The following is a 9,172-nucleotide window of genomic DNA, read 5'->3' on the forward strand; positions in this document are numbered from 1 at the left end:
CCGGCTCCACGCCGGCCGGGGCGGTGCGGTGCTATCGCCCGGTGACGGTGTCGAGCACGGCCGCGGCGTCCTCGTCGGAGTCCCCGGCCCACGCGACGTGCTGGTCGGGGCGCACCAGCACCAGGTCGGCGCGGTAGGCGTCGCGGACGGCGGCGTCGACGTCGACCACGTCCAGCGGGACCCCCGCGTGCCCGGCGGCGGCGGCCATCCGGTCCCCGGCGGTCCCGGCCCGGATGAGGACGAACCGCCCGCCGGTCAGCCGGTCGAACAGGTCCACGCCCGTCCCCGCGGGCTGCGCGGCCAGGTGGTGCCCCGGTCGCGCCCGTGTCTCGTGCCGGCCCGTGGCGCCGGGCTGCCCGCCGGCGCCGACGACGACCGGCGAGCCCTCGTAGTTCGGCTCGTACGCGTCGACCTCCCCGGGGGCGCCCTCGGCCCGCGCCGCCCAGGCGGCCTCGAACGCGGCCCGGTCGGTGCGCGGGTCGTGGGTCGCCAGGAACTCGCGGTCGACCTCGACGGACCGGGCGATGAAGTCGTCGCGCAGCGAGGCGAACACAGGTCGCCGCTCGGCGTCGTAGGAGTCGAGCAGCCGCGGGCCCGCCCACCCCTGCAGCTCGGCGGCGAGCTTCCAGGCCAGGTTCGCGGCGTCCTCGAAGCCGGTGTTGATGCCGTAGCCGCCGTAGGGCGGGTGGCTGTGCGCCGCGTCACCGGCGATGAGCAGCCGGCCGGACCGGTAGCGGTCGGCGAGGGCGAAGCGCATGTCCCAGAAGCCCACGTGCTGGATCTCGACGTCGAACTCGGCGCCGGCCGCCCGCCACAGCAGCGGCCGGAAGTCCGTGGCACCGCCCGCCGCGACCCGGTCCACCGGGGCGTGGAAGAACCAGGTCTCCCGGGCGTCGACGCGGCCGAAGAACTGCCAGTAGCCCTCCAGGCGGGGGTGCAGGACGTTGAAGTAGGACGTCCCCGGATAGCGCTCCAGGAGGTCGTCGAGCTGCCGGGACCGGAAGACCAGCAGCACCATGAGCTGCTCGTGGTCGGTGCGGTTCTGCGGGATCCCGGCGGCCTCGCGGACCAGCGACCGGCTGCCGTCGCAGCCCACCGCGTAGTCGGCCTCGACCTCCAGCACCCCGCCCGACCCCCCGTCCCCCGGTTCCCGGCGCGCCCGGACGAGCACGCCGTCCCCGGACGCGCGGACCTCCTCCGCCCGCCAGGGGGCGAGGAACTCCACGTCCGGCACCTCCCCGGCGCGGGCGCGGAGCGCGCGCTCGGTGTTGTACTGCGGGAGGCGCTCGTTGTCCGCGGCGTAGAACGGGCGGACGGCGGCGCGCCGGTGCCACTCGTAGGCGTACTCCCCGAGCAGCGACCCGTAGGTGGTGACGCCGCCGACCTCGTGCTCGCGGGAGGTGGTGCGCCCGGCGCGGACCCGGTCCTCGGCCCCCCAGGCCCGCATGAGCTCCATCGTCCGCTGGGTGAGGTTCTGCCCCTTCGGGACCGGCTGGGGCTCGGCGCGGCGCTCCACGACCACGCAGCCGACGCCGAGCTGCCCGAGCGCGATGGCCAGCCCCGTCCCGACCGGCCCCCCGCCGACGACGACGACCCGGGTGCGGATCCGGCGGCCGGTCATCCGACCACGACCTCGTCGAGGTCCACGGGCTCGTCGATGAGGTCGTAGCGGAGCATCAGCTCCTGGATCAGCTCCAGAGACTCCACGTCGGTACCGCCCTGCCAGAGGTTGATCCGCACGTCCCGCGCGAGCTCCTCGGGGATGTCGCTGATCTCCGGGATGGCGGCGCGGAAGGCCTCCGGGTCCTCCTCGATGGCCGCCGCGGTGGCCTCCACCCCCGCCAGGAACGCCTCGGCGACCTCCGGGCGCTCCTGGACCGCCTGCGCGCTCATGACGTACGTGCCGATCTGCAGCCCCGGGCGCAGGTCGCTGTACGGGCGGCCGATGATCCGCAGGCCCTGCTGCTCGGCCGCGGTGACGAACGGTTCGATCACCGCGGCGGCGGCCACGTCACCGGCCGTCACCGCCGCCGCCATGTCCGGGAAGGGCAGCTCGACGAACTCGACGCTGTCGTAGTCCAGACCGGCGTCCTCGAGCATCGAGCCGAGCACGATGTCGTTGATGTTGCGCAGGGTGTTGACCGCGACCCGCTGACCCTCGAGCTGGGCGATGTCGGTCACCGGGCTGTCCCCGCGCACCATCAGCGCCGAGAAGTCCTGCTCCGGGTCCTCCGAGGTGCTCGTGCCGCCGGCGACCATGCGCAGCGGCAGGCCCTCGGCGGCCGCGATGAGCACCGACACCACGTTGGACCCGGCGACGTCGAGGTCGCCCCCGACCAGCTGCGGGATGACGGTCGCCCCGCCGGCCGACGAGGTGATCTCCAGGTCCAGACCGGCGTCCTCGAAGTGGCCCTCCTGCTCGCCGTAGGTCAGGAAGACCAGCGGCGCGCCCGCGGTGTCGGCGACGGTGACCGTCGTCAGCCCGCCCTCGTCCCCGCCGCTGTCCCCCGCGGCGGTCCCGGAGTCCCCGCAGGAGGTCAGGAGCAACGCCGCCGCGGTGAGGGCGGTGGCGGATCGGGACCGGGCGGTCATGGCAGGTCTCCTCTCGGGGCGGGGCACCGTGTGGTCGGCGCCACCCGTGTGGAGGGGACGGTAACCAGCGTTCCGCTGCGCGGACCAGCAATCGAAGGAGATTCCGCAGAGTCGAACTCCGCCTCAACCGCCCCCGCGCAACCGGTGGTGCACCAGCTCGGCGCCGCGCAGGAGGACGGGCGCGAGGGCCTCGATGCCGGCCACGTCCCGCACCCGGCTGATCGGCGCTGCGAGCCCGAGCGCGGCGCGGGGGTGCCCGAGGGGGGCGCTCAGGGCGACGCCCACCGCGCACATGCCGTCGGCGCTCTCCTCCCAGTTGACCGCGTAGCCGCGGGCGCGCACCGCGGCCAGCTCCGCGCGGAGGGTGTCGAGGTCGCCGATGGCGGCCGCGGTGGCCGCCGGGGGGAGCCGGCCGTCGGGGTAGACCCGGGCGAGCTCCTCCTCCGGGAGTGCGGCGAGGACGGCTTTCCCGACGGCGGTCGCGTGCGCCGGGCGGACGACGCCGACCCGGTTGCCGACGCGCACCGAGCGCGTGCTCTCCACACCGTCCACGAAGCGGACCGTGGGCCCCTCCAGCACCGCCAGGCTCGCCGTCTCCTGCGTCTGCTCGCGCAGCTGCTCGAGCACCGGCCGGGCGATCCGCCGGACGTCGATGCGGCCGGCCACCGCCAGGCCGACCTCGTACAGGGCCGGTCCGGGCCGGTAGGCGCCGTTGGGCCGGTCCTGGACGACGAAACCGCGCCGGCGGAGGGCGGTGAGCAGCCGGTGCGCGGTGGAACGGGCCACGCCCAGCAGGTCGGCGGCCTCGGCCACGCGCAGCGCCTGGCGCTCCCCGACCAGCTGGAGGAGCTGGAGGGCGTTGTCCACCGAGATCGCCGACGCCGGCGCGGGTCCCGGTGCCGACCGGGCCGGTGCTTCCGCGTCGGGGCGCGTGTTCGGCATGGCGGAACCGTAGCTCCCGCCTCGCGCGGTGAGCGGAACCCCGCTTCAGCGGGCCGGGAGCAGGTCCTCGCGCTCCAGCGCCGCCCGGTCGCTCTCCAGCACGTCGGCGGCGGCCACCACGACCAGCGGGTCGGGCCGGCCGACCACGGACTCGTCCTTGCCGTCGTAGGGGATCCGGCACAGCACGTAGCGGATGGCCTCCAGTCGGGCCCGCTTCTTGTCGTTGCTGCGGATCACCGTCCACGGCGCCCACCCGGTGTCGGTGGCGGCGAACATGGCCTCCTTGGCCGCGGTGTAGTCGTCCCAGTGGTCCAGCGAGGCCAGGTCGGTGGGGGAGAGCTTCCACTGCCGCACGGGGTCGAGCGCCCGGACGATGAACCGGGTGCGCTGCTCGTGCCGGGACACCGAGAACCAGAACTTGACCAGGTGCACGCCGTCCTCGACGAGCATCCGCTCGAACTCGGGGGCCTGCCGCATGAACAGCCGGTACTCCGCGTCGGACGCGTAGCCCATGACCCGCTCGACGCCGGCGCGGTTGTACCAGGAGCGGTCGAACAGCACGATCTCCCCGGCCGCCGGCAGGTGCCCGACGTAGCGCTGGAAGTACCACTGGGTCTGCTCGCGCTCCGAGGGCTTCTCGAGCGCGACGACCGTGGCCCCGCGCGGGTTCAGGTGCTCGGTGAAGCGCTTGATCGTGCCGCCCTTGCCGGCGGCGTCCCGTCCCTCGAACAGGACGACGACCCGCTGCCCGGTGTCCTTGACCCAGCGCTGCAGCCGCAGCAGCTCGATCTGCAGCCGCCGCTTCTCCCGGTCGTACTCCGGGCGCCCCAGCCGCTCGTCGTACGGGTAGTCCTCCCGCCAGGTCTCCACCCGCCGCCCGTCCGGGCCGTACAGCTCGCCGTCGTCGTCCCAGTCCTCGTCGGTGTCCTCCCCGGGCAGTGCCTGGAGCCGGTACCGGGAGATGTCGATCTCGCTCACGGCGCACCCGGTACCCGCGGGGCCGGGTGTTCCACGCGCCCGGGCGGCGCGTCCTTGGGATGCTGTCGCCCGTGCCGGACCCCTTCGACACCGCCGGGCTGCGCCGCCGGGCGCTGGCCGCGTGGACCGACTCGCCGGCCCGGTTCCGCGAGGACGCCAACGCCGAGGAGGACCTCGTCCGCGGCGGCTACCGGGACCGGCTGCTGGTCGAGCTGGCGCAGAACGCCGCGGACGCGGCCGCGCAGGCGGGGGAGCCCGGCCGGCTGCGCCTCGAGCTGGCCGGTGACGGCGCGGGCGGCGAGCTGCTGCGGGCGGCCAACACCGGGGCCCCGCTGGACGCCGCCGGCGTCGCGGGGCTCGCGTCGCTGCGGGCGTCGGCCAAGCGCGACGGAGCGGGCACCGTCGGCCGCTTCGGTGTCGGTTTCGCCGCCGTCCTGGCGGTCACCGACGAGCCGCTCGTGCACTCCACGACCGGCGGGGTGGTCTTCAGCGCCGCGCGCACCCGGGAGGAGGTCGCCGCGGTGCCCGCGCTGGCCGGCGAGCTCGCCCGGCGCGAGGGCGCGGTGCCGGTGCTGCGGCTGCCCTGGCCGGCCGCGGGCTCCCCGCCGGAGGGGTTCGCCACCGAGGTGGTGCTGCCGCTGCGGGCCGGGTCGCGTGTCGCGGTCCGCACCGCGCTCGGAGCGCTGACCGCCGAGCTGCTCCTGGCCCTGCCGGGGCTGGCGACGGTCGAGGTCGCCGTCGACGGGCTGGTGCGCACGCTGGCGGCCCGGGTGCGGGGCGACGCCGTCGACCTCACCGACGACGGGCGGACGACGACCTGGCGGTGCGCCCGCCGCTCCGGCGAGCTGCCGGCCGCGCTGCTGGCCGACCGGCCGGTGGAGGAGCGGGCCCGCCGCGGCTTCACGGTGACCTGGGCGGTGCCGCTGGACGACGACGGCCGGCCCGCGCCGCTCCCGCTGCCGCAGCAGGTGCACGCGCCCACGCCCAGCGACGAGCCGCTCACCCTCCCCGCCCGCCTGGTGGCGCCCTTCCCGCTCGGCCCCGACCGCCGGCACGTGCTGCCCGGCCCGGTCACCGACGCCCTGGTCGCCGAGGCCGCCGACGGCTACGCCGCGCTCGTCGCCGGGCTCGGCGCGGATCCCGCGGTGCTCGCCCTGGTCCCCCGGGTCGGGCTGGCCGGTGCCCCGCTCGACGCGGCCCTCGGGACGGCGGTGCTCGACCGGCTGCGGTCCACGGCGTGGCTGCCGGTGGCCGGGCACCCCGACGCGCGCCAGGAACCCGGCCGTGCCGCCGCCCTCGCCGAGCCGACCCCCGAGCGGGTGGCCGCGCTCAGCGACGCGGTCCCGGGGCTGCTGCCGGCCGGCTGGTCGGGCCGCGGCGACGCCCCGGCGCTGGCCGCGCTGGGGGTGCGCCGGGTCGGCACGGCCGAGGTGGTCGAGGCGGTCCGCGGGCTGGCCCGGCCGCCCGCCTGGTGGGCCGCGCTGTACGCCGCGCTGGACGGCGCCGACCGGGAGGAGCTGGCCGCCCTGCCGGTGCCCCTGGCCGACGGCCGCACGGCGCACGGGCCGGCCGGGGTGCTGCTGCCCGACCCGGGCCTGCCGGTCGACCGGCTGGAGCCGCTCGGCCTGCGGCTGGCCGACCCCGGGGCGGTCGCGCCCACGGCGGCACGCCGGTTGCTCGAGCGCCTGGGCGCCCGGCCGGCGACCGCGGCCGGGGTGCTCGCCGACCCCGCCGTCCGCGCGGCCGTGGCGGCGTCGGTGGACGCCGTCGAGGACCGCCCCACCGCCGACCCCGCCGTCGAGGACCGCCACGCCGCCGACCCGGCGGCCCTCGCCGGTGCGGTGCTCGCACTGGTCGCCGCGGCCGGACCCGCGCCCGGCGAGCTGCCCTGGCTGGCCGACCTCGCCCTCCCGGACGCCGCGGGCGGGTGGGCGCCGGCCGGCGAGCTCGTGCTGCCGGGGTCGCCCCTCGACGCCGTCCTCGACCGGGGTGCGCTCGGGACGCTGGACACCCGCTCCCCGCTGGCGGGCGACCCCGCCGCGCTGCGCGCCGTCGGCGTGCTCGACGGGTTCGCCCTGCTCACCGCCGAGGACCCGGACGACCTCGACGTCGACGGTGCCGGGGAGTGGGCGGACGCGGTGCTCGACCGGCTGCCGCCGGAGGCCCCGCCGCCGGTGTGGCCGGTGCTCACCGCGGTGCGCGACCTGGACCTGGTCGCCGACTGGGGCGGTGCGCTGGCGTTGCTGACGGAGCTGCCGGCCCCGGCATGGGCGGACGTCGACCTGGGGGGCGTCCGGGTGCCGGGGTACCTGCGCTGGTGGCTGCTGACCCACCCGGTCCTCGACGGGCAGCGCCCCGGCCGGCTGCGGCACCCCGGCGCGCGGGAGCTGCAGGGGCTGTACGAACCGGCACGGGCGGATGGCCGGCTGCTGGACCTGCTCCGCCCGCCGGCCTCGGTCGACGACGTGCTCGCCGACGTGGACGACGCCCTCGACCTCCTCGACCGGCTCGGTGACCCGCGCCGCACCGTGCGGCCGGAGGTGCTGCCGGGTCTGTACGCCCGGCTGGCCGCCGCGCTGGACGGGGTGGACGCCGACCCGCCGGAGCGGGTCCGGGTGGCGCCGGGCCGGGTGGTGGCGGCCGAGGACGCGGTGGTGCTGGACGTGCCGTGGCTGCACCCGCTGGTCGACCGGCCCCTGGTCCCGGCCGGGGGTGCCCCGGCCGCGGTCGCCGACCTCCTCGACCTGCCGCTGGCCTCCGAGGTCGTCCGCGCGCAGGTGGAGAGCACGCCGGTGCGGCGGCAGCGGTGGGCGGACCTGCCGGGTGCGGCGCTGGCCGCGGCCCGGCTCGGGACCGACCTGCCCCCGGGGGAGGTCGCCGCGCACGCCACGCTGCGGGCCGGCGGCCGGCCGGTGAGCTGGTGGCCGGGCGACGGGGTCGACCACGTCGACGGCTCCCCCGGGGCCCTGGGGCGGGCGCTGGCCTGGCGGGCCGGGGCGTGGGCCCGCCGGCAGGCCCTGGCCGAGGCCTTCGCCGAGCCCGGCCGCCCCGACGAGCTGGCCGCCGAGGACGCCGTCGGCCCGTGAGCCGACGGCGCCTCCCCGGTAACGGGCTGCCGGGCCGGCTACTGCCAGCGCGGGATGGCCAGCGCACCCGGCGCGTGGCCGTGCGGAGACGGCCGGCCGCTCCCGCGCCCGGGCCGGCCGGTGGACCCGCGGCCCCCGCCGGCCCGGCGGGAGCGGTGCAGCGACAGCCACTGCTCGGCGGTCAGGGATCCCGCGCGGGCGGCGGGGACCGAACGGGCGAGGCGGTCGAAGGCGGCCACCTCGGCCTCGGGGAGGATCGCGCGGGCGGCGGCCGCGCCGAGGGGACCGCGGTCGGGGGAGCGGCCGTCGGGGGAGCGGCCGGGACGGGTGGGACGGGACGCGCGGCCTGGCATGCCGGCCTCCTGGGGGAGGGCAGGGCTGCGCGAGGGCAGCCGGACGGGCAGGAGCGCCCGGAGACCGGGCGGGAGGGGACGGCGGGGAGCGGGGCTCGACCCGCGGCGCGACGCGGTGGCGTGCTCAGGAGCGCATGGGAGGACGGTAGGGACCCCGCGCCGTCCGCGTCGACCGGTTTCCGGCGGTCCACCGATCACCCGGCGGCGCCCCGGTGGGAGACCGGGCTACCCGGTCTCCCGCCCGCTCCTCCGCCGCTGGTGGGCCTCCCACCGGGCGCGGTCCCGGTCGCGGGCGCCCCGGGTCCGCTCGCGCTGCGCGGCGCGGCGGCGGGCACGGTGGAGCTCGCGCTCCTCGAACGAGGAGTGCCGGTCCCAGTCCCGGGCGAGGAAGGCCACCACCCAGAGGCACAGGCCGATGATCGCGAGGAACGCGGCCAGGATCGGGTCGAGGAGGAGGAACGCCAGGGCCGAGCCGAGCGCCCAGGCGACGCCACCGACCACGATCCCTCGCTGCACGCGGTCCAGTATCCGCCGCCCGCGCGCCCGTGTGACGAGTGGGTTGCAGGTGGGCCGGGGGGCGGGCGGGACCCTTGCGGGCGAGGAGCCGAGTGCCTACCGTCGCAGGCAGCGGTTCAACAGGTCAGCCGTTGCACGACTGCCGGACTCCGCGCCGCACCCCGGCACCGCTCGGGGTTCTCCGTTCGGGTTCGCGCTCTCCCCTGAGAGGCGTTCCGTGACCGTGACCCCCTCCCTCCCGGGCGACGACCTGGTGTCCGTCGCCCTCTCCGGGAACGACACCGCCCTGCACCTGACCGTCGCCGGCGAGGTGGACTCCTCGACGGCCCCCGCCCTGCGGGCCGCGCTCGACGAGGCGCTGGCCCGGGCCCCGCGTCAGGTCGTCGTCGACCTCGACGCGGTGACCTTCCTCGACTCCGCCGGCCTCTGCGTCCTCGCCTCCGCCCACCGGCGCGCGACCGAGGGCGGGTCGCGGCTGCGGGTCCTCGCCTCCGGTAGCGCCGTCATCCGGCCGCTGCAGATCACCGGGTTGTGGGACCTCCTGTCCGTCGAGCGCGTCGAGCCGGGGGCCGGCAGCGCCGCCTGACAGTGAGGATGTGAGGGGACGGGGTCACCCCTGGTGGTCTGACTCTCCGCCTGACCGACGCCTTGCTGTCCTGCTGTGGGATGTGTCGGCCGTGTGGGGGTGGCCCCGTCCTTGCACGT

8 protein-coding genes are annotated in these 9,172 nt (G+C 77.6%); 2 read left to right on the plus strand and 6 right to left on the minus strand.

Going from position 1 to position 9,172, the window contains the following annotated elements:
* Positions 1-31: 31 nt before the first annotated feature.
* The 4 genes from ACI8AC_RS24815 to ppk2 all read right to left on the minus strand — a co-directional run bounded on the left by ACI8AC_RS24815 (position 32) and on the right by ppk2 (position 4,512).
* The gene (locus ACI8AC_RS24815) at positions 32-1,621 is read right to left on the minus strand and encodes an FAD-dependent monooxygenase (RefSeq protein WP_456900526.1); all 1,590 of its coding nucleotides are present in this window, start codon (positions 1,619-1,621) and stop codon (positions 32-34) included.
* Positions 1,618-2,592: an ABC transporter substrate-binding protein gene (locus tag ACI8AC_RS24820; protein WP_456900527.1), complete on the minus strand. Its 975-nt coding sequence runs from the start codon at positions 2,590-2,592 to the stop codon at positions 1,618-1,620. The genes ACI8AC_RS24815 and ACI8AC_RS24820 overlap by 4 nt, the downstream gene beginning before the upstream one ends.
* A 123-nt stretch (positions 2,593-2,715) precedes the next feature.
* Entirely contained in the window at positions 2,716-3,534 is an 819-nt protein-coding gene (locus ACI8AC_RS24825) for an IclR family transcriptional regulator (protein WP_456900528.1), read from the minus strand.
* A gap of 45 nt (positions 3,535-3,579) precedes the next feature.
* Positions 3,580-4,512, minus strand: a complete 933-nt coding sequence (gene ppk2 / locus ACI8AC_RS24830; RefSeq protein WP_456900529.1) for a polyphosphate kinase 2 — start codon at positions 4,510-4,512, stop codon at positions 3,580-3,582.
* Positions 4,513-4,583: 71 nt separating this feature from the next.
* On the opposite strand from ppk2, the gene ACI8AC_RS24835 reads away from it, so the two are divergent.
* Entirely contained in the window at positions 4,584-7,598 is a 3,015-nt protein-coding gene (locus ACI8AC_RS24835) for a sacsin N-terminal ATP-binding-like domain-containing protein (RefSeq protein WP_456900530.1), read from the plus strand.
* Positions 7,599-7,636: 38 nt separating this feature from the next.
* On the opposite strand, the gene ACI8AC_RS24840 is transcribed toward ACI8AC_RS24835, so the two are convergent.
* Both ACI8AC_RS24840 and ACI8AC_RS24845 read right to left on the minus strand, forming a co-directional pair.
* Positions 7,637-7,951 carry a hypothetical protein gene (locus ACI8AC_RS24840; RefSeq protein WP_456900531.1) on the minus strand — a complete coding sequence of 105 codons (315 nt, stop codon included), beginning with the start codon at positions 7,949-7,951 and terminating at the stop codon, positions 7,637-7,639.
* A 225-nt stretch (positions 7,952-8,176) separates the two neighbouring features.
* Positions 8,177-8,467, minus strand: a complete 291-nt coding sequence (locus ACI8AC_RS24845) for a hypothetical protein (protein ID WP_456900532.1) — start codon at positions 8,465-8,467, stop codon at positions 8,177-8,179.
* Between the two features lie 217 nt (positions 8,468-8,684).
* Here ACI8AC_RS24845 and ACI8AC_RS24850 point away from each other — a divergent pair, with 217 nt between their 5' ends.
* Complete coding sequence (locus tag ACI8AC_RS24850; RefSeq protein ID WP_456900533.1) at positions 8,685-9,053, plus strand: STAS domain-containing protein; 369 nt, start codon at positions 8,685-8,687, stop codon at positions 9,051-9,053.
* Positions 9,054-9,172 lie beyond the last annotated feature (119 nt).

Source organism: Geodermatophilus sp. SYSU D00758 (assembly GCF_054049955.1).